The sequence below is a fragment of the Tabrizicola sp. genome, from assembly GCF_034366665.1.
Classification (GTDB): domain Bacteria; phylum Pseudomonadota; class Alphaproteobacteria; order Rhodobacterales; family Rhodobacteraceae; genus Tabrizicola.
On the sequence record NZ_JAXMMF010000112.1, the window covers coordinates 1 to 22,194 of the forward strand.

Consider the following 22,194-nt stretch of genomic DNA (forward strand, 5'->3'; position numbering starts at 1 on the left):
GCCGGAGGCTTCGGCCACGACGCGATGGATCTCGAATTCGGCCATCGCGAAGGGTTCAGGCTGGTGGGACATCACCCCGCGCTGGTTGAGCCAGTAGTTCAGGAGGCGGACGTGTTCAGCCTCGCGGTGCTGGGCGGCAAGCTTTGCGGCCTGAACTTCAAGGCTTTCGCGGATGGTCTGGAAGGACGCGAGGAAGGAAGGCGACGGGCCGCTTTCCAGCTTCCAGGCCAGAATCTGCCGGTCAAAGAGGTTCCAGCGCGACTGCGGCAGGACGCGGGTGCCGACCTTTGCGCGGGCTTCGACGAGGCCCTTGGCTTCCAGCGTCTTCAACGCCTCACGCAGGACGGTTCTCGACACACCGAAACGGTCCATCATCTCGGCATCGCCGGGCAGGCCGGAGCCGACGGGCATGTCGCCCGAGACGATGGCGCGACCGACCTCGTTGATGACATAGGAATGGTAGTTCCGCGCTGCTGGCCGCCCGGAGAGCGTTCGGATCAGGCTCCCCGGTTCGCTCATGATACTGGTCCAGGTCCCTTTAGGTTCGGCGCGGCGCGGCCCGGAAGACCAGCCGTTGCAGCAGGATGAACATAAACAAAAGCACGCCGACGACAATCTTGGTCCACCAGCTGGACAAGGTTCCGTCGAAGACGATGTAGGTTTGCACCAATCCCTGCAGCATGACACCGATGAAGGTGCCCGCGACGAAGCCGTAACCGCCGGTGAGGAGCGTGCCGCCGATGACGACGGCGGCGATGGCGTCAAGTTCCACGCCCAGCGCGTTCAGGCTGTAACCAGCAGAGGTGTAAAGCGAGAAGACCACCCCGGCGAGGCCCGCGAGGAAGCTGGAGAGGGCGTAGATCGAGATGGTGGTGCGGGCGACGGGGACACCCATCAGGGCGGCTGAGGTCTCGGAGCCGCCCAAGGCATAGACGTTGGAGCCGAAGCGGGTGCGGTGGGCCAGAAGGATCGCGCAGGCGAAGACGGCCAGCATGATCATGCCGACCACGGTCAGGCGGCCGCCCCCGGGCAGGAGGATGTAGCTTTTCTGGACGGCGGTGAAGAAGGGGTGCTCGATTCCGATGGAGTCTGGGGAGAGGACGGAGGCGCCTCCGCGCGCGAGGAACATGCCGGCGAGGGTGACGATGAAGCTGGGCACTTTCAGGTAATGGATCGCGGCCCCCATGATTGCCCCGAAGGCGGTGGCGACTGCAAGGGCGACGGCGAAGGCGATCAGGGGGTGCAGGTTCAGCCACATGATGAGGACGGCGACGAGGACGGTGGTGAAGCCGATCACCGCGCCGACGCTAAGGTCGATGCCGCCCGACAGGATCACGAAGGTCATGCCGACGGCGGCGATGCCGAGGAAAGCGTTGTCGGTGAGGAAGTTGCCAAGGACGCGGGTCGAGAGCATGGCGGGCTGTTGGGACACGGCCAGCGCGTAGGCGAAGAGGAAGATCAGGGTCGTTGCCAGAAGCGGGCGCAGGCTGCGGTTCATTTTTGCGCTCCGGGAAGGCGGCGGAAGAGGCGGGCGGATATCGGCGATTGCAGGACGAGGATCACGATGATCACGGCGGATTTGACCACGAGGTTGAATTCGGGGCTGAAGCCCGAGATCAGGATGCCGGTGTTCATCGCCTGGATGATCATGGCGCCAAGGACCGCCATCGGGATCGAGAAGCGGCCTCCCATCAGGGAGGTGCCGCCGATGACGACGGCGAGGATGGCGTCAAGTTCAAGCCAGAGGCCTGCGTTGTTGGCGTCGGCGCCCCGAATGTCCCCGGCGACGATCAGGCCCGAGATGGCGGCGCAGAAGCCCGCGAAGGTGTAGACGATCAGGAGGAGGGCGTTGGCCTTCAGACCCGCGAAACGGGCGGCGGAGCGGTTGACGCCCACCGCCTCGATCAGAAGGCCGAGGGCGGTGCGGCGGACGATGAGGGTGGCGAGGATCATCAGGACGGCGGCGATGATCACGGGCATGGGGAGGCCAAGGAACGACCCGGTGCCGATGAAGATCAGGAGGGGGTCCGAGAAGGTGACGATGTAGCCTTCGGTGATCAGCTGGGCCAGGCCCCGGCCCGCGACCATCAGAACGAGGGTGGCGATGATCGGCTGGATTTCAAGGACGGTGACAAGGATGCCGTTCCAGAACCCGCAGAGAAGGCCGGTGCCAAGGGCGGCAAGGACGGCCACGGGCGCTGGGATGCCATTGGACACAAGGGTGGCGGCGGTGGCCCCCGAGATGGCCATGACCGCGCCGACGGAGAGGTCCACGCCCTTGGTGGCGATGACCATTGTCATGCCGATGGCAAGGATGGCGACGGGCGCGCCGCGGTTCAGGACGTCGATCAAGCTGCCGAAGAAGCGGCCGTCCTGCCAGGTGATGGTGAAGAAGCCGGGGAAAAGTGCCCAGTTGACGAGGAGGACGGCGGCGAGCGCGATGACTTGCGGGCGGGTGAAGAAGTGGGCCAGCGGGCGCGGTTTCGGCAGGGGCGGCTGCGTGGGGCGGAGGTCGACGGTGGGGCGGGTCACGGGCGGGCCTCTTGTGGCGTTCCGGCGATGGCTTGCACGATGGCGTCGGGGGCGATGGCTTCGCCGTCAAGCTCGGCCACCATCTCGCGGTCGCGCATGACGACGATGCGGTTGGAGTAGGCGACGACCTCGTCCAGTTCGGAGGAGATGACGAAAAGGGCGAGACCTTCTTCGCGCAGGCGGTTGATGGTGCGGACGATTTCGGCGTGGGCGCCGACGTCGATGCCACGGGTGGGCTCATCCAGGATCAGGAAGGTGGGGTCGATCGCAAGCCAGCGGGCAAGGATCACCTTCTGCTGGTTGCCGCCCGACAGGAGTTTCACCGGCATGTCGTGGTTGGCGGCGCGGATGTCCAAGGCCTCGGCATAGCGGCCCGCAAGTTCGACCTGATCGTCGCGGTTCAGGGCCTTGAACCAGCCGAGTTTGGCCTGGAGCGCGATGATGATGTTCTCGCGGACGGAGAGGTCGCCGAAGATGCCGTCAAGTTTGCGGTCCTCGGGGCAGAAGCCAAAGCCTGCCGCGACGGCCTGGGCGGGGTTGCGGATGCTGACGGGCTGGCCGTCGACGGTGATCTTGCCGCCGTCGCTGCTGTCGACGCCGAACATCAGGCGGGCGACTTCGGTGCGGCCGGAACCGAGGAGGCCCGCGACGCCGACAACCTCGCCTTCGTGGATGGAGAGGTCGAAGGGGGACAGGCCCTTGCGGCTGAGGCCTGTGAAGGCGACCCGGACGGCGCCCTTGGGGCCTCCGGTCAGGGCGGTGGGGTGGTAGTCGAAGGCCACGTCCTTGCCCAGCATCATGCGGACGACGTCGGTGGTGTTGAGGGTGTTCAGGGCCTGGGTGGCGACCTTCTTGCCGTTGCGCAGGATGGTCACGCGGTCGGCGAGGTCGAAGACCTGGTCGAGGAAGTGGGTGATGAAGATGATCGCAAGGCCCTTGGCCTTGAGGGTGCGGACAACGTCGAAGAGGCGCTGGACCTCGTTGCGGTCGAGGCTGGCGGTGGGCTCGTCGAGGACGAGGACCTTGCCCGAAAGCTCCACCGCGCGGGCGATGGCGACGATCTGCTGGACGGCGACTGAGTATTCGGACAGCTCGGCGCGGACGTCGATGTTCAGGCCGTAGCGGCTGAGGAGGTCCTTCGCAGCGGCATCGATGCGCTTGCGGTCGACCATGCCGAAACGGGTGGGTTGGCGGCCGAGGAAAAGGTTCTCGGACACCGAGCGGTTGGGGAGGAGGTTGACCTCTTGGTAGACGGTGCCGATGCCGTAGGTCTGGCCGTGCAGGGGGTCGCGGAGGGTGATCGGGGTGCCGTCGAGGAGGAGGTCCCCGCCGTCGGGCTGGTAGGCGCCGGTCAGGATCTTGATCAGCGTGGACTTCCCCGCGCCGTTCTCGCCGAGGAGGGCGTGGACCTCTCCGGCGTTCGCGGTGAAATCCACCGTATCAAGCGCCCGGTGCTGGCCGAAGATCTTGACGATCCCGCGCGCCTCCAGGACTGGCTTTGGTTCTGTCATCGTGGTCCCTCCCCCTTGCAAACTGTCCGCCGAACCGGCGGATAAAGCAATTCCGCCGGACGAAGCCCCTCAGCTTCGTCCGGCGGCGCCCTGGCGAGGAAACCTAGTAGCCAAGGCCTTTGCGGCGGTCGTATTCGCCCTGCGGGTCATCCGCGGGGGTATACAGCTTCGACTCGGTGATGATGAACTTCTCGGGCACGGTGCCACCGTTCAGGTATGCGTCCAGCGCTGCGAAAGCCGGGCCTGCCATGTTCGGGGTCAGCTCGACCGTGGCGTTCGCTTCACCGGCGACCATCGCGGCGAAGATATCGGGCACGGCGTCGATCGACACGACCAGGATGTCGGTCCCCGGCTTCAACCCTGCGTCCTTGATCGCCTGGATCGCGCCCACGGCCATGTCATCGTTGTGAGCGTAGACCGCGCAAATGTTCTTGCCGCCGTCTTCGGCCTTGATGAAGCCTTCCATGACTTCCTTGCCCTTCGAGCGGGTAAAGTCGCCGGTCTGGCTGCGGGTGATGGTCAGATTGGCCTTGCCCGCCAGCGCCTCTTCAAAGCCCTGCTTGCGGTTGATCGCGGGGGACGAGCCGACGGTGCCCTGCAGTTCGACCACGTTGCACTGCTTGTCGCCGACCGCATTGACCAGCCATTCACCCGCGACGCGGCCTTCCTTGACCTGGTCCGACGCGACGGAGGTCAGGTACAGATCCTCGGGGCCTTCGATCCCACGGTCCAGCAGGACGACGGGAATGTTGGCTTCCTTGGCTTCGGTCAGAACCTCTTCCCAGCCGGTGGCGACGACGGGGGCGACCAGGATCGCGTCCACGCCCTGGGCGATGAAGCCCCGGATCGCCTTGATCTGGTTTTCCTGCTTTTGCTGCGCATCCGCGAATTTCAGGTCGATGCCCAGTTCGGCGGCCACGGCCTTGGTCACACTGGTCTCAGCCGCGCGCCAGCCGGATTCGGACCCGATCTGCGAGAAGCCGATGACCTTGCCCTGCAGGCCCTCGGCATAGGCTGCCGAAAGCAACAAGCCAGCCAGTCCCGCGCCAAGCGCGAGAGTCTTGATAACGTTCATGATTTCCTCCCAGTGGAAACTTTGGCCACTCTCCCGAGGTGGCTGGGGGCACGTTAGCAAAAGTATTACTATATGCAAGAAGTCTGTTCACGGGGCCGTGTGTGGATGCTGCGGCTGCGTGGCGGGATGGGGGAACACGTGTCCTTTCAGCGGGTTCTGGGCGTGTCGTTTGCGCTGCGGTGCAGCAGGTCAGGCGGGCGTGAAGTCGAAGCGCATGATGTGGCGGTAGGTCTGGCCGGGATCGAGCCGCGCCGAGGGGAGCTGCGGGCGGTTCGGCGAATCAGGGAAGCACTGGGTTTCCGCGGCGAAACCGGCAAAGCGGGGATAACGCGCGCCGCCCTTGCCCGGCGTCTGGTCGAAATGCGCGCCCGTGTAGAACTGCAAACCGGGCTCGGAGGTCGACAGACGCATCCGCCGCCCCGAGGCCGGATCAACCGCCTGCAGGCAACGGCGAAGACCGTCGCTGTCCACGGGACCGGAAAGGCAGAGGTTGTGATCAAAGCCCCCCTCACCCGGCATGTCCTGCCCGATCGGCCGCGACGCGCGGAAATCGAAGGGGGTGCCGGTGACGGACAGGACCTCTCCGGTCGGGATCAGGCGGTCGTCGACGGGAAGGTAGAACCCGGCCTCGACTTGCAGGTTCTGGCCAAGGATGTCGCCCGAGCCCTGGCCGGCAAGGTTGAAATAGGCGTGGTTCACCAGGTTGACGATGGTGGGGGCGTCGGTTGTCGCCTCCATCTCGATCATCAGGCCCTGGTCGATCCGGTAGGTGGTGCGGGCCGTCAGGGTGCCGGGATAGCCCATCTCTCCGTCAGGGGAGGTGGTGGCGAAGGTGACGTGGCGGTCGGACTGGCTTTCGATCTGCCAGACCTTGAGGTCAAAGCCCTGGGTCCCGCCGTGAAGATGCTGGGCGGCTTCGTTCTGGTCCAGCTGCACCACGCGCCCGTCAAAGGTGAAGCGCCCCCCGGCGATGCGGTTGCCGTAGCGGCCACAGGTGGCACCGATATAGGTGCCGTGGGTCTGCCAGTCGTCCAGGCTGTCCTGGCCAAGGACGATGTCGGCAAGGATGCCTTGCCGGTCAGGAACCCAAAGTTCGGCCAGCCGCGCGCCCCAGGTCAGAAGTTTCAGGGTCAGGCCGTCACCTTGCAGGCTGACCGAATGAACGTCGCGGCCGCCGATCTGGCCGATGAGTGTCGGGGCGGTCATCACTTGGCCCAGTCTTGCGGGAGGAGCGCCTCGGGCATGTTCTGGAAGGCGACGGGGCGCAACCAGCGGCGGATCGACATGGTGCCCACGGAGGTTGCGCCGAAGTTTGTCGAGGCCGGGTAGGGGCCGCCGTGGACTTGCGCATCGACGACCTCGACGCCGGTGGGGAAGCCGTTGGCAAGAAGGCGGCCGGCCTTGCGTTCGAGGATCGGCATCAGGGCGCGGCCAAGGTCGGTGTCGGCGTCGTCGAGGTGGAGGGTGCAGGTCAGCTGGCCCTGCAGGCTGCGGGCGATGTCCTGCATTTCCGACGCGTGGCGGACGCGGACGATCAGGCCGAGGGGGCCAAAGACTTCCTCGGCGAGGGCGTGATTGGCAAGCCAGTCCTGGCCGGAGACTTCATAAAGGTAGGGGGTGGCGTTGCGCAGGTCGCAGGTGGTGGTGAGGACGGAGCGGACTCCGTTGCCTTTTGCCACCCGGTCGCGGCCAGCGCGATAGGCTTCGGCGATGCCGTCGGTGAGCATGGTTTGCGGGCCGATGGCGGAGAGGGCTGCCTTGGCAGTTTGGACGAAGCTGTCGGCTTGCGCGCCGTCGATCAGGACGGCGATGCCGGGGTTGGTGCAGAACTGGCCCGCGCCCATCGTGAGGGACCCGGCCCAGCCTTTGGCGATGCTATCGCCCCGGGTAGTGAGGGCGGCGGGGAGGAGGAACATGGGGTTCACGGAGCCGAGTTCGCCGAAGAAGGGGATCGGTTCGGGCCGTGCGGCGCAGAGGTTGAAGAGGGCGCGGCCCCCGGCGAGCGACCCGGTGAAGCCGACGGCCTTGATGTGGGGGTGCTGGACGAGGGCTTCGCCGACGTCGCGCTTGCCGCCCTGGACGAGTGAGAAGGTGCCGGGGGGCATGTCGCAGGCCCTGATGGCGGCGAGGATGGCTTGGGCGACGATCTCACCAGTGCCGGGGTGGGCGGAGTGGCCTTTGACGACGACGGGGCAACCGGCGGCGAGGGCCGAGGCGGTGTCACCGCCGGCGGTGGAGAAAGCGAGCGGGAAGTTCGACGCGCCGAACACGGCGACGGGGCCGATGGGGCGTTGGATGAGTTTGATGTCGGGGCGGGGGGCGGGCTGGCGGTCGGGAAGGGCCGCGTCGTGGCGGCGGTCGAGCCAGTCGTCTTTCAGGATGTGGCTGGCGAAGAGGCGCAGTTGCATGGTGGTGCGGCCGCGTTCCCCTTCAAGGCGGGCGATGGGAAGGCCGGTTTCCTGAGTGCCGATCTCGGTGATCTCTGGCCCCCGGGCTTCGATCTCGTCGGCGATGCGGTTGAGGAAGGCGGCGCGTTCGGCGCGGGTTCTGGCGGAGTAGGCGGGGAAAGCGGCTTCGGCGGCGTCACAGGCGGCGTTCACATGGGCCGGGGTGCCGACCGAGAAGTCGTGCGAGGGGCCGTGGGCGGGGGAGGAGGCGAAGGTCTGGTCGCTCCCGATCCAGTCGCCCGCGATCAGGTGTTTTCCGGTCAGCATGGGTAGGGTCCTTTCAGAAGTCGAAGGCGTCGGTGATGCGGCGGTCGCCAAGGGTCAGGGCGTCGGCGACGTGGACCATTGGGGCGAGGTCGACGTCGGAGGCGCCGGTGCGGACGAGGTCGGCCATCCGGGCGTAGAGGGCGGGGTATTCGCCCATGATGGTGTTCTCGCCAGCGGAAGGTTTGCCGTCGATCTCCAGCACGTTGCCGCCCATGCGGAGGGCGAGTTGGCCCTTGTCGGTCTGGATGTCGATGTCCCAGGTCTGGGGGCCTTCCTGGCGCCAGTCGAAATCGGCGGTAACGTTGGTGGAGAAGGTCAGTTGGGCGGCAATGGGGGTCTGGCGGTTGGAAGGGAACTCCAGGGTGGCTTTCGTGAGGTGGACGGGTCTCGGGAGGATTTCCGTGAGGATCGAGAGGGCGTTGATGCCGGGGTCGAAGACGCCCATGCCGCCGGGCTGGAAGACCCAGTCCTGGCCGGGGTGCCATTTGCGCACGTCCTCGCGCCAGGTGATGTGGGCTTTGCGGATGGTCTTGTCCTTGAGCCAGGCTTTGGCGGGCGCGACGGCGTGGGCCATGCGGCTGTGCCAGGTGGCGTAGAGGGTGAGGCCTTTGGACTTGGCGATGGCTTCGAGGGCGTGGACTTCGGCCAAGGTCGCGCCCGGCGGTTTTTCCAGCATGACGTGGCGGCCGGCGAGGAGGGCGGCCTCGGCGTAGGCATAGCGGGGGACAGGGGGCATGCAGAGGGAGACGACGGGGATGTCGGGGCGTTCGGTCAGGAAGGTGGCGAAGTCGGTCCAGGCAGGGACGCCGTCGACCTTGCCGCTGCGGCTGATCGTGGCGGCGAGTTCGAAGTCGGGGGAGGCGTTCAGGGCGGGGACGTGCTGGTCCAGCGCGATCTTGCCGATGCCGACGAGGGCGACTTTGGTGCGGGTCATGGGGTCGCCTTTCCTTTTGGCGGTGGTCTTGGGATTGGGGTGGTTCCCCCTCACCCCATCCCTCTCCCCCGAGGGGAGAGGGGGAGCCTGGACGCAGCGTTGGGCGCGATGACCGACGCTGCGCCGGGTATCAGTGGCTTTCGCGGGCGACGGCGTTGCCGCGGCAGCCGATCAGGAAGTCCATGTCGGCCCCTTTGTCCGCGCCCTGCACGTGGTCGTGGTAGAGTTTGGCGTAGCCCCCGCTCGGTGGTTCGACGGCGGGCTTCCAGGCGGCGAGGCGGGCGGCCAGTTCCTCATCCGGGATGTCGAGGTGGAGGCGGCGGTTGGCGACGTCCAGCTCGATGAAGTCACCGGAGCGGACGACGGCGAGGGGGCCGCCGCGCGCGGCTTCCGGCGACGTATGCAGGACCACAGTTCCGTAGGCGGTGCCGGACATGCGGGCGTCAGAAATGCGGACCATGTCGGTGATGCCCTTGCGCAGGACCTTGGGCGGCAGACCCATGTTGCCGACCTCGGCCATGCCGGGATAGCCGCGCGGGCCGCAGTTCTTAAGGACCATGACGCAGGTTTCGTCGATATCCAGCGCCTCGTCCTCGATCCGGGCCTTGTAGTCGTCGATATCCTCGAACACGACAGCGCGGCCACGGTGCTGCATCAGGGCGGGCGTCGCGGCGGACGGTTTCAGGACCGCGCCGTCGGGGGCGAGGTTGCCCTTCACGACCACGATGCCGCCGGATTGTGCGAGCGCCTTTTCGGCGGGCAGGATCACGTCGTCGTTGTGGCTACGGACGTCCTTCACTTCCTCCCAGACCGGGCCGCCGGAGACGGTGAGCGCGTCCTTGTTCAAGAGGCCCGCTTCGCCGAGGCGCTTCATGACGGCGGGGAGGCCACCGGCGTAGAAGAACTCTTCCATCAGGTATTTGCCCGAGGGCATGAGGTTGACGATGGTCGGGACGTTGCGACCCCATTCGTCCCAGTCGTTCAGGGTGAGGTCGATGCCACAGCGGCCCGCGATGGCCAGAAGGTGGATCACCGCGTTGGTCGACCCACCGATGGCGGCGTTGGCGCGGATGGCGTTCTGGAAAGCCTCACGCGTCAGGATGTCTGACGGTTTCAGGTCGTCCTTCACCATCTGCACGATGCGGCGGCCGGTGAGGTGCGCCATGACACGGCGGCGCGAGTCGACGGCGGGGATCGCGGCGTTGCCGGAGAGGGTCATGCCCAGCGCCTCGACCATCGAGGCCATCGTGGAGGCGGTGCCCATCGTGTTGCAGGAGCCGGGGGAGCGGGACATCGAGGCTTCGGCTTCGACGAATTCCTCGGCGGTCATTTCACCGGCTTTGACGGCCTCGGAGAACTTCCACAGGTGGGTGCCCGACCCGACGCGTTCGCCCTTGTAGTAGCCGTTCAGCATCGGGCCGCCGGAGACCATGATGGTGGGCAGGTCGCATGAGGCCGCGCCCATCAGGAGGGAGGGGGTGGTCTTGTCGCAGCCGACGAGGCAGACGACGCCGTCCATCTGCTGGCCGCGGATGGTTTCTTCCACGGCCATTGCGGCGAGGTTGCGGAACATCATCGCGGTGGGGCGGAAGCCGGATTCGCTGACGGAGAAGACGGGGACGATGACGGGGAAGCCGCCCGCCTCATAGACGCCGTGTTTGACGCGCTCGGCAAGGTCATTGAGGTGGGCGTTGCAGGGGTTGAGCTCGGAGAAGGTGTTCAGGATGCCGATCACGGGGCGGCCGTCGAAGAGGTCGGCGGGCAGGCCTTGGTTCTTCATCCACGAGCGGTGGTAGATGGCGTCCTTCGAGGTTCCGGCGAACCATTCCTGCGAGCGCAGCTTGCGGGGCCAGGGGGCGGGTTTGAACTTGGTCATCTCTGGCTCCTTAAAGCGGGTGGACGCGGGTCGCGCCTTCGGACTTGGGCGCGAAGGACAGGGTGTTGCGGAGGGGTTGGCCGAAGTCGGGGACCTCGATCTCGAACGTGTCGCCGGGTTGGGTCTTGATGCCGTCGGCGAAGGAGAGGGTGGCGGTGCCGAAGTAGTGGACGTGCAGGTCGCCGGGCTGGCGGAAGATGTCATACTTGAAGTGGTGGTGTTCCAGGTTCGACAGCGTGTGGGACATGTTGGCTTCGCCGCTGAGGAACGGTTTTTCCCACAGCGTCTTGCCGTCGCGGAGGATGCGGGAGTGGCCGCGCACGTCCGAGGGGAGGTCGCCTACAAGGATTTCGGGTCCGTAGGAGGCGACGCGGAGTTTGGAGTGGGCGAGCCAGAGGTAGTTGACCCGTTCGGTGATGTGGTCGGAGAATTCGTTGCCCAAGGCCCAGCCGATCCGGTGCGGGGTGCCGGTGGGGCCGATCAGGTAGATCCCGGCGATTTCGGGTTCCTCGCCGCCGTCTTCGGCGAAACCGGGGGCTTCGAGGGCTGCGCCGGGGGCGACGGCGGCGTAGCCGTTGCCCTTGTAGAACCATTCGGGCTGCGCGCCGACTTCGCCTGCGGCGGGGCGACCGGCTTCGAGGCCCATGCGGAACATCTTCATGCTGTCGGTCAGGGTTTCCTCGCCCGAAAGCTTGGCGTGCATCGCGTCGCGGGCGGAAGCCGAGCCGAGGTGGGTCAAGCCGGTGCCCGTGAGGTGCAGGTGGGCGGGGTCGGGGTGGCTGACGGGAAGGTCGAAGGCTGCGCGGGTGAGGTCGACGGTTTCGCCGAGGCCACGCTTTTCGATCTCGGCCTTCAGCCCGCCGCCTGTGATGGCGGCCGATGCCAGTTCGTAGATGGAACCGGTGTTGCGGACGCTGCGGGCCTCGGTGCCCTGACGGACGACGGGGCCGACGCCCTTGACGGTGGAAAGGTGCATGGCGGGGCTCACTTGTTCTTGTTGTAGACGTCGAAGATGACGGCGGCGAGAAGGACCAGGCCCTTGATCATCTGCTGGTAGTCGATGCCGACCCCAAGGATCGACATGCCCATGTTCATCACGCCCATGATCAGCGCGCCGATCACGACGCCGACGATGGTGCCCGACCCTCCGGCCATCGCGGCCCCGCCGATGAAGACGGCGGCGATGGCGTCGAGTTCAAAGCCGGTGCCGGCCTTGGGGGTGGCGGAGTTCAGGCTGGCGGTGACCATCATGCCGGCAAGGGCCGCAAGGACACCCATGTTGACGAAGCAGAAGAAGACCAGCCGTTCGGTGCGGATGCCGGAAAGCTGGGCGGCCTTGTAGTTGCCGCCGACGGCATAGATGCGGCGGCCCTGGACGGTGTTTTCGGTGAAGAAGGCGTAGAGGATGATCAGGACCGCGAGGACGACCAACACGTTGGGCAGGCCGCGGAAGCTGGCGAGTTGCCAGCCGACGAAGGCCATCGCGGCGGCGATGATCAGGGTGCGGCCCCAGAAGAGGCTGGTGGGTTCGGGGGTGATCCCGAACTCGGCATCGCGGGAGCGGGAGCGGATGCCGATCCAGATCACCACGGCAATGGCGATGACGGTGACGATCAGGGTCAGGCCGTGGGGTTTGCCGATGCCGGTAAGGTCGGGGATGAAGCCCGAGGACATCGCCTGGAAGGCCTTGGGAAAGGGGCCGATGTTCTGGCCTCCGAGCAGCCAGAGCGTCGCGCCGCGGAAGACGAGCATCCCGGCGAGGGTGACGATGAAGCTGGGGATGCGCCAGTAGGCGACCCAGTAGCCTTGGGCCGCGCCGATCAGGCCACCGACGATCAGGGTCAGCGGGATGACGACGGCGATGGGGAGGTCCAGCTCCACCGTCAGATAGGCCGCGACGGCCCCGGTGAAGGCAGCGACCGATCCGACGGAAAGGTCGATGTGCCCGGCGACGATGATGAGGAGCATGCCGAGGGCCAGGATGATGACGTGGCCGTTCTGCAGGAAGATGTTGGTGATGTTCGGCGCCTGCAGGAACATCGGTTTGTCCTGCATCGACACCAGCACGGAAAACAGCGCCACGATGGCGACCAGCGCCAGCAGCATGCCGTTTTCGCGGAGGTGTCCGCCGATTGAGTTCTGGTTCTCAGCCATTCACGCCACCTTCCCTGTGGTCTTGCCGTTGTCCTTGACGATCAGCGCCATGATCTTTTCCTGGCTGGCCTCGTCGCGGGTCAGTTCGCCGACGATCCGGCCTTCGTTCATCACGTAGATGCGGTCGCACATGCCCAGAAGCTCGGGCATCTCTGACGAGATCATCAGGACGCCCCTGCCCTGTTCGGCGAGGTCCTTCATGATCGTGTAGATCTCGAATTTCGCGCCGACGTCGATGCCGCGGGTGGGTTCGTCCAGGATCAGAAGCTGCGGCTCGGTGAACAGCCATTTGGACAGCACCACCTTCTGCTGGTTGCCGCCCGAGAGGTTCACCACCTTTTGCTGCACACTGGGGGTGCGGATCGCCAGCTGCTTGCGGTAGCCTTCGGCCACCTGCGTCTCGCGCCGTTTATCCAGAATCGAGTTCTTCGCGATGCCGAACAGGTTCGCGAGGCTGATGTTCTTCAGGATCGGCTCTTCCAGGATCAGGCCCAGCGCCTTGCGATCCTCGGTCACGTAAGAGATGCCTGCGTCGATGGCCTTGGTGACGGTGGAGACGTCGACGGGCTTGCCGTTCATCTTCACGATTCCCGCATGGGACTTGCCGTAGCTGCGGCCGAAGATCGACATGGCGAGTTCAGTGCGGCCGGTGCCCATCAGGCCAGCGATGCCGACGATCTCTCCCTTCCGGACGTTGAGCGAGACGCCCTTTATCATCTGCCGCCCGGCCTGTTCCGGGTGCATGCAGGACCAGTTTTCCACCTCGAACAGCACTTCGCCCGGGTTCGGCGTGCGTTCGGGGTAGCGGTGGGCCATGTCGCGGCCGACCATGTCGCGGATGATGCGGTCTTCGGAAATCTCGGACTTCGCCAGCGTCGAAACCGAGGTGCCATCGCGGATCACGGTGATCCGGTCGGCGACGCGACCGATTTCGTTCAGCTTGTGGCTGATGATGATCTGGGTGACGCCCTGGGCCTTCAGTTCAAGCATCAGGTCCAGGAGGCGGTCGGCGTCGGCTTCCTGCAGGGCGGCGGTGGGTTCGTCCAGGATCAGAAGGCGCACGTTCTTCGACAGGGCCTTGGCGATCTCGATCAGCTGCTGCTTGCCGACGCCCAGCTTGCCGACAACGGCGCTGGGGGGTTCGTTCAACCCGACGCGGCGGAGAAGCTCACCCGTCTTCTGCATGGCGAGCGGCCAGGAGATCACGCCGTTGGTCGCGACCTCGTTGCCCATGAACAGGTTCTCGGCGATCGACAACAGCGGGATCAACGCAAGTTCCTGGTGGATGATGATGATGCCCTTGTGTTCGGAGTCGCGGATACTCCGGTTCTGTAAGGGCTGGCCGTCGTAGATGATCTCGCCGTCATAGGTCCCGTGCGGGTAGACGCCCGACAGGACTTTCATCAGCGTGGATTTCCCCGCGCCGTTTTCGCCGCAGATGGCATGGATTTCCCCGGCCTCGACCGTCAGGCTGACCTGGTCCAACGCCTTGACGCCCGGGAAAACCTTGGTGATCCCCCGCATTTCCAGAAGTGTGGTCATGGTCCCTCCGCCCTGGGGGAACCTGCCCGCGCGGGAGCGGCGCGGGCAGGCCCTTCGGATCAGCTTACTTCAGCTGATCGGCAGTGTAGTAGCCCGAACCGACGAGGATCTCTTCGTAGTTCGTCAGGTTCACCGAAACGGGCTCCAACAGGTAGGACGGGACCACCTTCACGCCGTTGTTGTAGGTTTCGGTGTCGTTGATCTGCGGCTCGCCGCCCGACAGGACCGCATCAACCATGCCCACGGTGACCTTGGCCAGTTCGCGGGTGTCGTTGAAGACGGTCGAGTACTGCTCGCCCGCGATCATCGACTTGACGGAGGGGATCTCGGCGTCCTGACCGGTGACGATCGGCATCGGCAGATCGCCCGAGCCGTAGCCGACGCCCTTGACCGAGGACAGGATGCCGATGGACAGCCCGTCATAGGGCGACAGCGCGCCGTGCAGCTGCTTGTCGCCGTAGTTCGAGGACAGAAGGTTGTCCATGCGGGCCTGAGCGACGGCGCCATCCCAGCGCAGGGTGCCGACCACGTCCATACCCGTCTGGCCCGACGGAATGGCGATGTCGCCCGCGTCGATCAGCGGCTGCAGGACCGACATCGCGCCGTCGTAGAAGAAGAAGGCGTTGTTGTCGTCGGGCGAGCCGCCGAACAGCTCGACGTTCCACGGCTTCACGTCGGGGAAGCGTTCCTTCAGGCCAGCAACCAGCGATTCCGCCTGCTGCACGCCGACCTTGAAATTGTCGAAGGTCGCGTAATAGTCGACCGAGGCTCTGTCACGGATCAGGCGGTCATAGGCGATGATCTTGATGCCTTGCGCGGCGGCGTTGTCCAGCGCGTTCGACAGGGTGGTGCCGTCGATGGCCGCGATCACCAGCGCCTTGACGCCCGAGGTGATCATGTTCTCGATCTGGCTCAACTGCGTCGGGATATCATCCTCGGCATATTGCAGGTCGACGGTGTAGCCAGCCTCGGTGAACGCCTTCACCATCGACTCGCCGTCCGAAATCCAGCGCGACGAGGATTTGGTCGGCATCGCGATACCGACGGCTCCCTTGTCTTGGGCGAATGCGGGCAGCGCCGACAGGGCGGCGGTCGTACCGGCAAGGGCGATAAGCCCGCGGCGGGTCAAATTCATCTGTTTCCTCCCGATGAAATCTGGTGTTCCGCACTGAGCACACCTTGACGTCCGGTGCTCACGTACGCCGCGCAGATTGCGTCGAAGACATATATCTGTCAATTGTCGGTTACGATGCCAGACATGACGGAAGTGCCATGAATACTTCGGTTCAGCCCCTTGCCTCGCTGCTGCGCCAGTTGAAGCCTGTCCAGTTGCGGCTGCTGGCCGAGCTTAACAACAGTCAGGCGCTTGGGGTCGCGGCAGCCCGTGTCGGTGTCGCGCAGCCCGCCGCCTCGCGCCACCTGGCCGAGATGGAGGCGCTGCTTGGCCTTGCCCTGCACGAACGCCAGGGCCGCGGCCTGACCCTGACCCGCGTGGGCGAGGCGCTGGCCCGCCGCGCCGCCCGCATCCAGATCGAGCTTGCGGATGCCGCCCGCGACATTTCAGAAGCCGCCACCGGCCGTTCCGGCGTGGTGCGCGTGGGGGCGGTCACCGGCCCGGCCCTCAGCCTCGTGCTGCCCGCCCTGACCGAGTTCCAGCGGCTTTACCCGGAATTCCGCGCCGAGGTCACTGTCGCCACCTCCGTCCACCTCTGCGAACAGTTGCGCGCCGGGCAACTGGATTTCGCCCTCGCCCGCCTCAGCCCTGGCGAAACCCAGCTTGACGCCCGCCGCATCGCCGGAGAGCCGCTGTCGCTGGTGGTGCGGCGCGGTCATCCGCTTGTGGTGCTGCCGAACATCACCCTCGCCGACCTTCTGCGCTACGAATGGGTGATGGGCGATGACGAGACGCTCTTGACCCAGACCGTCATGGCCCGGCTTGCAGACCTGCACGCGCCCGCGCCGTTACGGCGCATTTCCACCTCGTCGTTCCTGTTCACCCTGGCTCTTCTGAACCAGACCGACGCCATTGCCCCGCTGGCCACGCCCGTCGCCACCAGCTTTTCCGGCAACCCTTCTGTGCCGTTCGTGACGCTTCCGCATGATCTTGGCATGACGGTTGCGCCGTTCAGCCTGGTGACCCGCGTTGGCGCACGCCTGACACCGTCAGCCCAGAGGCTGGCCGATGCGATCCTTGACATGGCCTGACGGCCGCCGTCAGGCCTGAAAGACCAACGCCGCCGACCAGAATGGCACGGTCGCATGTCCCATCCGCCACCTGGCTTGCCAGCAGGTCCGACAGATCAGCGTGGAAGGCTTCGGGACCGGCCACGGTGCGGCTCAGGTCGGTCACCTTGCAGGTCGTCGCAAGATGCTCGGCCAGCAGCCCGGCCAATCCCTCACCGGCACTGTCGCCCGCAATGGCAGGTCTCATGGGCCACCACGGCCCCTGCCACCTAATCGAATGTTGAAATCAGTTCGGGCTTCGAGACCTTGCCGAAGACCTCGCGAAACTGCGGCCAGGTGGTGTCGCCAAGGATCGGCGTCAACTTCCGGTAGGCATATTCCGCGTCCTGGGCATGCCTTGGATAAGCAAGGAAAATCAGGCTGATGTCATGCTTCACCGCAACCTCGATCAGGCTGGCAAGCTTGACCCGAAGAATGGTTTCCTGCGCGTCAGAGCGTGATGTCGACCACAATCCGCCCGCGACCTCTTCGCCATCCGGCGTTCCGGTTGTGGCGAGCTGAACCTTGATCCGGCTCTTTGCCGCGTCGGCACCGTTGCGGACGGGAACGATGATATGATCGATCCGAACGCCCCGGCTGACGATCTCGGACAGACGATCGCAAAGGTGGGGACTTTTCTGAAACCGTGGGCCGGCCACGTCAGACAGATCCCATTCAAAGCCGGCTCTTGCGATCTCGAAATAATGCGTTGTCCGGTCCGCCCCCTTGAAGCCGGTCTCAAATCCAAGCTCGGTCAGAAGCTGCATCAGAAACGATGTTCCCGTGCGTCCGGTTCCTGAAATGTAGACCTTGCCGACCTCGGGGGCCGATCGGTCGCGCCGGCCCAGCGCTGACATGACGCGCCTGAACATGCTCAGGTGTCTTTTCTAAGCCGCCGCAGCGTAAGCGTGTCGCGAACCTTGCGGAAGGTGCGGCTTTTCCAGCTTTTGCGCATGTTCGGCACACCGTGCGGCAGGCGGGCCTCTTCGGGAACCCCGACATGGGTCCAGCCCGATATGGTCGTTCCGGCGACGGCGCGGCGGGTGGCTTCCAGAAACCTGTGCCCATAGCGGCGGTCCGGCTCCAGATGGCACCCCTCGGCCCATTCGTTCCACGCGTTTATGAACAGTGGTCGGTTCTGGCCCGGAAACTCTTCAAGAGTTCGTCTTGCCGCCTCGGACAACCAGTATTCATAGTTCTCGGGCGTTCCGTTCATGATCACCGTGCCACTGGCGCCGCGCCGCGCGGTATTGTCCCAAGACGGAAAGACCCCCCTGAACACGCTGCGATCAGGCCCATAGCGATTGGCCAGATACATTTCCGCCACGTCCTTGTAGTCCGGGCAATAGCCGCTGTAGCGGTCGCGAAACCGGATGGCGTGGGAAAGATCCGGGGCTTTCATGTTGTGTGGAGGAAACTCCACGCCGGAATCAAAGCCGAATTGCGCATGGTCCCAGTTGCCATGCGTCAACGCGCAGGCCAAGTGCAATTGGCCAATCCCGACGCTTTCGCAGTAGTCACGCCACACTTGCAACGACCGGGCCGCATCTGGCAGGTGCTGCGGTCTGTAGACGATGACCAACGGTGCGCCATCAACGCGGATGTAGCGCGGGTCACGCAGGAACGGCTCAAGCGACTTGATGAATTCAAGATCATCCCCGTCGCGATACTTCTGGGCGATCAGGACTTCATGTTCCGCCGCATCCCACCGGCGTGTCCAGTTCTCGTTTGCCCAGCACAGACAGAAGGGCATGTCGCTTTCGGGGTCAGCCAGCATGTCGTTCAACGGACGTTCCAGAAGGCAATGCCCCGAGAACCAGTAGTAGTAGTAGCAAAAGCCGTGGATGCCATAGGATTTCGCCAGCGCAATCTGCGCGTGGCGCGCCTCGCGCAGCCGAAGGTCGTAAAACCCGAGGTCGGCGGGAAGATGCGGCTGATAATGACCATCGAAATGCGGGACAGCCTTGGTGACGTTGGTCCATTCGGTAAAGCCCTTGCCCCACCAAAGGTCATTTTCCGGGATCGGATGAAACTGCGGCAGATAGAACGCGATCAGGCGCAGATCGACCCCATCAGTCCGTGCGCCCACAGAGATTCCCTTCATTTTTTCAGCCCCAGCAGACGCCGAAGCGACCTTGAGCGCCGGGGGGGGGCGGAAATACGACGGGCACCATCCACCGTTGGCCGCGTGTCTCGGGTGCTATCAATGGGCAGTGATGCCATTGTCTTTTCCCAGAACGCAACCGTCGCCGGATCAGGTGGCACGACCTGCTGGGTCATGAGGTCGACAGCCGCTGCGGCACGTTCAACCGGCACCGCACGACTGACAACCTGATAGACATGCGCAAAGCGATTGCGCTGCAACGCGGCTTGCACCTCTGGCGGCATGGTACGCCAGCGATGCGCGAACTCGGTCATCTCGGGCGTTCGCACGACGAATTCAGCCTGCTCGATCACCAGTCCCTGCGACCGATAAAGCGCCTCGACATTCTTGATGCCGAAAAAGCGGATATGGGTCCGGTCCAGAAGTCCCCACGACCGATATTCAAAGTCTTCGTCGATCAGACACGCCGCAACCGCCGCGTGGCCGACATGGGGCAGCGACAGGATCACGCTGCCGGTGTCATTTAGCAGCGACTTCATTCCGCCCAGCACGGACCAGGGATCGTAGACATGCTCCAGCACGTCCGCTGCAATGACAAAGTCGAACTGGCCCTCACGGTCACGGACCATCTCGGCCCAGCCAGCCTGATTGAGATCGGCCAAAAACACAGCGCGTGCAAACGGCTCGAGGCGTTCGATCGCAGAGGGATCAATCTCCAGCGCGACAACATCGCAGCCCAGCGATCCCGACAGATGCCGCGTTATCGAACCCGGTCCCGCCCCGATCTCCAGCACACGGCTGCCGGGACGCACCATTCTCAGCACCCGGGCAGGTGCGACGTCGCTCGTCAGGTCGATGTCATACTCGTAAACGTGGCGCGAACTCGTACTCACATGACACCCTGAGTTGTAAACGTCGGTCACTCTTCCTGTGCAGGAACACAAAGACAAACGCAAGTCGCGGTGCCGGTCAACGACCGATGCCGACACTTCGGCGGGCAAACGCCTCTCCCTCGCTGGCCGCATCCCTCACCCGCGTGGGGCGAGCGTCACCTTGCGTCCGCAGGCCCCAGGATCGGTGCAACATGGTCCGTGGCAACAGTATTTGTCGGCCTTTAGCCTCGGTCCACAGCCCCCGTTGCCGGAAACGAATCGCATTATGGCGCTGGCTCGGCCTTTTGGCGTCATCAACAAGACCCAATCTCACGGTGAGTTAACGATCGCTTAACCACGCACAATCTTGGTCGCGGTCAGCGACAATGCATTGTCTTTTAGGACAGGTGCCAACGATCATCGTAGCGAGACCGAAGTCTGGATGGCATTAACCTCTACATGGCTTCCAGCGCTGCCAGACGGCGCTCAAGCAGTCGAGTTGGTCTTTAACGAGTGTAGGGTTGAAATGAAAAACGTGTTCCTGGGCGCAGCCCTTGCTGTCTGCGCGTCTGCTTCGGTAACGAGTGCAAGTCCCTTGTTTGGGTGCGAGCTAAAGAAGATCGTCGGGTCGAACGCCTACTATCGATCCGACGTGAGCTGCCAGTTCGGGGCCGGTGTGAAAGATGCCCGTGTCAAGGCATCCACACCGGCAGATCCCGAAGTGGAGACCCCGGCCGAAGAAACGCCGGTCAAGGTCATCGCCCCGGTCGAAACGCCCGATGAACCCGAGGTCGTGGACAACGAACCCCCGGTCACGGCAAATGACCCGGTCTACGAGGCACCCCAGCCCGCAGCCGAAGATGATGTATCGCAACCCGACGCTCCGATCGTGGACGAACAGGAAGACCCGGCCCCGACCAATCCGCCTGTCGTGGAAGAGCCCGCTCCCACCGACGAGGGTGTTGACGAGACAAAGCCGGACGCGCCGGCCCCCGAGGTCGAGAAACCCGTGAAGGACGCCGATCACGACAAGGGCCACGGCAACGACGCGGATGGCGTGGACGACGACAATCCGGCACAAACCAAAGGCGATGTGGGTCAAAACCCCGACAAGGATCCCGGCGAAGCTGACGCTGAAAAGCCGGCGCCCGAAAAAGACATGAAAGACGTGAAAGACGAAAAAGACGTGAAAGACGTGAAAGACGTGAAAGACGAAAAAGACAATAAGGACAATAAGGACAACAAGGACAAGAAGGACAAGTAAGGCCGCGACCGGGATTCCGATCAGACCAACATCAATCCCGGTAAAATCCTCCCAGAAACTGGTTTCAGAAATTCATTTCAACAATATTGACGGCGGCAGATCCATCTGCCGCCGTCTTCATATCCGGCAGGATCCTTCGTTGGCACCGGGCAACCTTTTTGCATGGCACGTTGCAGATCTTTCCAATGGCGCTGGCGTAAAATCAAGGGTGCCTGCCCCGGATCATTGTTGCGCGGCAAAGGGCTGTTCAATCCCGAAAGTCACAAGGCACTCGGCCCCATTGAGCCTGGCCTCGATCTCGAAGCATTCTGGACATTTCTTCACCGTCCACAATAAAGTCAGGCGTGGCACGCCGCAACGCGCACCCACGCCACACAGGCAACGAGGGCATATCTTGCAGGGCTGGGAATTCTGGTGCGTTGCCGTGCTGGTGGCGTTGATCGTGGGCTTTTCCAAAGGCGGCTGGTCGGCGATCGGCAACCTGAGTGTGCCACTGCTCAGCCTTACGGTTGACCCCCTCACCGCGGCGGGCCTGCTGCTGCCGGTCTACCTGATCAGCGACGGCTTCGGGCTTTGGGCCTATCGCCACTCCTACGACCGGCGGGTTCTGGCGATCATGGTTCCGGCCGGACTGCTTGGCATTGCGGTTGGCTGGGCGATCATTCCGTGGGTCAATGCGAACATCTCGGGCGGCGACAGGATCATCACGGGGCTGGTCGGCACCATCGGAATCATCTTTGCGATCTACATGTTGACCGGCCGTGGCAGCGCCGGCCCGGTTCGCAAACCCAAGGTCTTGCCCGGCCTGTTCTGGGGCAGCCTTGCCGGCTTCACCAGCTATATCAGTCACGCCGGCGCGCCCCCCTACCAGACGTTCGTCCAACCGTTGCGGCTTGATCGGCTAAGCTATGCCGGAACCACGACCATCCTTTTCGCCATCATCAATCTGGCGAAACTCGGCCCGTACTGGATGACCGGGCAGGTCAACCTTGGCAGCCTGGAAACGGCAGCCTATCTGCTGGTGCCGGCGGTCGTGGGTGTCTATGTCGGCAAAAGGACGGTCGGCATGGTCAGCGAAGCGACCTTCTACAAGGTCATAACCTGGGCCCTCCTGATTGTCGGGTTCGAACTTCTGGGCAAGGCGCTTCTGGGTGTCGATCCGATCCTTGGTTTCATCCAGACTGTCATTGGCCTTTGACGTCAGTCGGACAAAACCCCTGAAGCTGCGAACCCAAGGTTAACACGCTGATAAAAGCGCAATTTGCGCACCATCCACTTCGGCCAACACCTGGCGCAGCCCGGGTTTCCGTCACCCCTCGGGCTTTGCCCGCCAGATCCGCTCGGACGTGTCCTTTTCATATCCCAGATCAGAAAAGCTGGCGATTTCCAGAGA

19 protein-coding genes are annotated in these 22,194 nt (G+C 64.3%); 3 read left to right on the plus strand and 16 right to left on the minus strand.

Going from position 1 to position 22,194, the window contains the following annotated elements; translation table 11 throughout:
* From U1E69_RS15700 to chvE, 13 genes are all read right to left on the minus strand, one after another.
* A partial coding sequence (locus U1E69_RS15700) for a FadR/GntR family transcriptional regulator (RefSeq protein WP_322245319.1) occupies positions 1-519 on the minus strand: 519 nt, incomplete at its 3' end.
* Positions 520-538: 19 nt separating this feature from the next.
* Positions 539-1,498, minus strand: a complete 960-nt coding sequence (gene yjfF / locus U1E69_RS15705) for a galactofuranose ABC transporter, permease protein YjfF (RefSeq protein ID WP_322245320.1) — start codon at positions 1,496-1,498, stop codon at positions 539-541.
* A complete protein-coding gene (locus tag U1E69_RS15710) occupies positions 1,495-2,532 on the minus strand; it encodes an ABC transporter permease (RefSeq protein WP_322245321.1) in 1,038 nt (345 codons plus the stop codon). Before U1E69_RS15710 ends, yjfF begins: the two co-directional genes overlap by 4 nt.
* Positions 2,529-4,043, minus strand: coding sequence for a sugar ABC transporter ATP-binding protein (locus U1E69_RS15715; protein ID WP_322245322.1), 1,515 nt, complete (start codon positions 4,041-4,043; stop codon positions 2,529-2,531). Before U1E69_RS15715 ends, U1E69_RS15710 begins: the two co-directional genes overlap by 4 nt.
* Before the next feature lie 103 nt (positions 4,044-4,146).
* Positions 4,147-5,118, minus strand: coding sequence for a galactofuranose ABC transporter, galactofuranose-binding protein YtfQ (ytfQ, locus tag U1E69_RS15720; protein WP_322245323.1), 972 nt, complete (start codon positions 5,116-5,118; stop codon positions 4,147-4,149).
* Positions 5,119-5,307: 189 nt separating this feature from the next.
* Positions 5,308-6,324, minus strand: coding sequence for an aldose epimerase family protein (locus U1E69_RS15725; protein ID WP_322245324.1), 1,017 nt, complete (start codon positions 6,322-6,324; stop codon positions 5,308-5,310).
* Positions 6,324-7,832 carry an aldehyde dehydrogenase (NADP(+)) gene (locus U1E69_RS15730; protein WP_322245325.1) on the minus strand — a complete coding sequence of 503 codons (1,509 nt, stop codon included), beginning with the start codon at positions 7,830-7,832 and terminating at the stop codon, positions 6,324-6,326. Before U1E69_RS15730 ends, U1E69_RS15725 begins: the two co-directional genes overlap by 1 nt.
* A 13-nt stretch (positions 7,833-7,845) precedes the next feature.
* The gene (locus U1E69_RS15735; protein WP_322245327.1) at positions 7,846-8,766 is read right to left on the minus strand and encodes a Gfo/Idh/MocA family protein; all 921 of its coding nucleotides are present in this window, start codon (positions 8,764-8,766) and stop codon (positions 7,846-7,848) included.
* Positions 8,767-8,896: 130 nt separating this feature from the next.
* Entirely contained in the window at positions 8,897-10,642 is a 1,746-nt protein-coding gene (gene araD / locus U1E69_RS15740; protein ID WP_322245329.1) for an L-arabinonate dehydratase, read from the minus strand.
* Between the two features lie 10 nt (positions 10,643-10,652).
* A complete protein-coding gene (araD1, locus tag U1E69_RS15745; protein ID WP_322245331.1) occupies positions 10,653-11,618 on the minus strand; it encodes an AraD1 family protein in 966 nt (321 codons plus the stop codon).
* Positions 11,619-11,626: 8 nt separating this feature from the next.
* Positions 11,627-12,796 (minus strand): multiple monosaccharide ABC transporter permease, encoded by a 1,170-nt coding sequence (gene mmsB, locus U1E69_RS15750; protein ID WP_322245333.1) that lies wholly within the window; start codon positions 12,794-12,796, stop codon positions 11,627-11,629.
* A complete protein-coding gene (gene mmsA, locus U1E69_RS15755) occupies positions 12,797-14,338 on the minus strand; it encodes a multiple monosaccharide ABC transporter ATP-binding protein (protein WP_322245334.1) in 1,542 nt (513 codons plus the stop codon).
* 64 nt (positions 14,339-14,402) lie between these two features.
* Positions 14,403-15,473 (minus strand): multiple monosaccharide ABC transporter substrate-binding protein, encoded by a 1,071-nt coding sequence (gene chvE, locus U1E69_RS15760; RefSeq protein ID WP_322245335.1) that lies wholly within the window; start codon positions 15,471-15,473, stop codon positions 14,403-14,405.
* 137 nt (positions 15,474-15,610) lie between these two features.
* Between chvE and U1E69_RS15765 the strand changes: the two genes are divergently transcribed.
* Positions 15,611-16,543 (plus strand): LysR family transcriptional regulator, encoded by a 933-nt coding sequence (locus U1E69_RS15765; RefSeq protein ID WP_305570071.1) that lies wholly within the window; start codon positions 15,611-15,613, stop codon positions 16,541-16,543.
* A gap of 248 nt (positions 16,544-16,791) precedes the next feature.
* Here U1E69_RS15765 and U1E69_RS15770 read toward each other — a convergent pair whose 3' ends face one another.
* The 3 genes from U1E69_RS15770 to U1E69_RS15780 all read right to left on the minus strand — a co-directional run bounded on the left by U1E69_RS15770 (position 16,792) and on the right by U1E69_RS15780 (position 19,588).
* A complete protein-coding gene (locus U1E69_RS15770) occupies positions 16,792-17,328 on the minus strand; it encodes a hypothetical protein (RefSeq protein ID WP_305570069.1) in 537 nt (178 codons plus the stop codon).
* 107 nt (positions 17,329-17,435) lie between these two features.
* Entirely contained in the window at positions 17,436-18,665 is a 1,230-nt protein-coding gene (locus U1E69_RS15775) for a glycoside hydrolase family 99-like domain-containing protein (RefSeq protein WP_322245337.1), read from the minus strand.
* Positions 18,662-19,588: a class I SAM-dependent methyltransferase gene (locus tag U1E69_RS15780; protein ID WP_322245338.1), complete on the minus strand. Its 927-nt coding sequence runs from the start codon at positions 19,586-19,588 to the stop codon at positions 18,662-18,664. Before U1E69_RS15780 ends, U1E69_RS15775 begins: the two co-directional genes overlap by 4 nt.
* 475 nt (positions 19,589-20,063) lie before the next feature.
* On the opposite strand from U1E69_RS15780, the gene U1E69_RS15785 reads away from it, so the two are divergent.
* Positions 20,064-20,801 carry a hypothetical protein gene (locus tag U1E69_RS15785; RefSeq protein ID WP_322245339.1) on the plus strand — a complete coding sequence of 246 codons (738 nt, stop codon included), beginning with the start codon at positions 20,064-20,066 and terminating at the stop codon, positions 20,799-20,801.
* A gap of 394 nt (positions 20,802-21,195) precedes the next feature.
* A complete protein-coding gene (locus U1E69_RS15790; RefSeq protein ID WP_305570063.1) occupies positions 21,196-21,999 on the plus strand; it encodes a sulfite exporter TauE/SafE family protein in 804 nt (267 codons plus the stop codon).
* The last annotated feature ends 195 nt before the right edge of the window (positions 22,000-22,194 follow it).

Excerpts from the sequence above, each read along its gene's own strand:
- yjfF (WP_322245320.1), bottom strand. The coding sequence starts at position 1,498 with ATGAACCGCAGCCTGCGCCCGCTTCTGGCAACGACCCTGATCTTCCTC.
- U1E69_RS15715 (WP_322245322.1), bottom strand. The coding sequence starts at position 4,043 with ATGACAGAACCAAAGCCAGTCCTGGAGGCGCGCGGGATCGTCAAGATC.
- U1E69_RS15765 (WP_305570071.1), top strand. The coding sequence starts at position 15,611 with ATGAATACTTCGGTTCAGCCCCTTGCCTCGCTGCTGCGCCAGTTGAAG.
- mmsB (WP_322245333.1), bottom strand. The coding sequence starts at position 12,796 with ATGGCTGAGAACCAGAACTCAATCGGCGGACACCTCCGCGAAAACGGC.
- U1E69_RS15785 (WP_322245339.1), top strand. The coding sequence starts at position 20,064 with ATGAAAAACGTGTTCCTGGGCGCAGCCCTTGCTGTCTGCGCGTCTGCT.
- U1E69_RS15775 (WP_322245337.1), bottom strand. The coding sequence starts at position 18,665 with ATGAAGGGAATCTCTGTGGGCGCACGGACTGATGGGGTCGATCTGCGC.
- araD1 (WP_322245331.1), bottom strand. The coding sequence starts at position 11,618 with ATGCACCTTTCCACCGTCAAGGGCGTCGGCCCCGTCGTCCGTCAGGGC.
- U1E69_RS15735 (WP_322245327.1), bottom strand. The coding sequence starts at position 8,766 with ATGACCCGCACCAAAGTCGCCCTCGTCGGCATCGGCAAGATCGCGCTG.
- mmsA (WP_322245334.1), bottom strand. The coding sequence starts at position 14,338 with ATGACCACACTTCTGGAAATGCGGGGGATCACCAAGGTTTTCCCGGGC.
- U1E69_RS15725 (WP_322245324.1), bottom strand. The coding sequence starts at position 6,324 with ATGACCGCCCCGACACTCATCGGCCAGATCGGCGGCCGCGACGTTCAT.
- U1E69_RS15730 (WP_322245325.1), bottom strand. The coding sequence starts at position 7,832 with ATGCTGACCGGAAAACACCTGATCGCGGGCGACTGGATCGGGAGCGAC.
- U1E69_RS15770 (WP_305570069.1), bottom strand. The coding sequence starts at position 17,328 with ATGCAGCTTCTGACCGAGCTTGGATTTGAGACCGGCTTCAAGGGGGCG.
- ytfQ (WP_322245323.1), bottom strand. The coding sequence starts at position 5,118 with ATGAACGTTATCAAGACTCTCGCGCTTGGCGCGGGACTGGCTGGCTTG.
- chvE (WP_322245335.1), bottom strand. The coding sequence starts at position 15,473 with ATGAATTTGACCCGCCGCGGGCTTATCGCCCTTGCCGGTACGACCGCC.
- araD (WP_322245329.1), bottom strand. The coding sequence starts at position 10,642 with ATGACCAAGTTCAAACCCGCCCCCTGGCCCCGCAAGCTGCGCTCGCAG.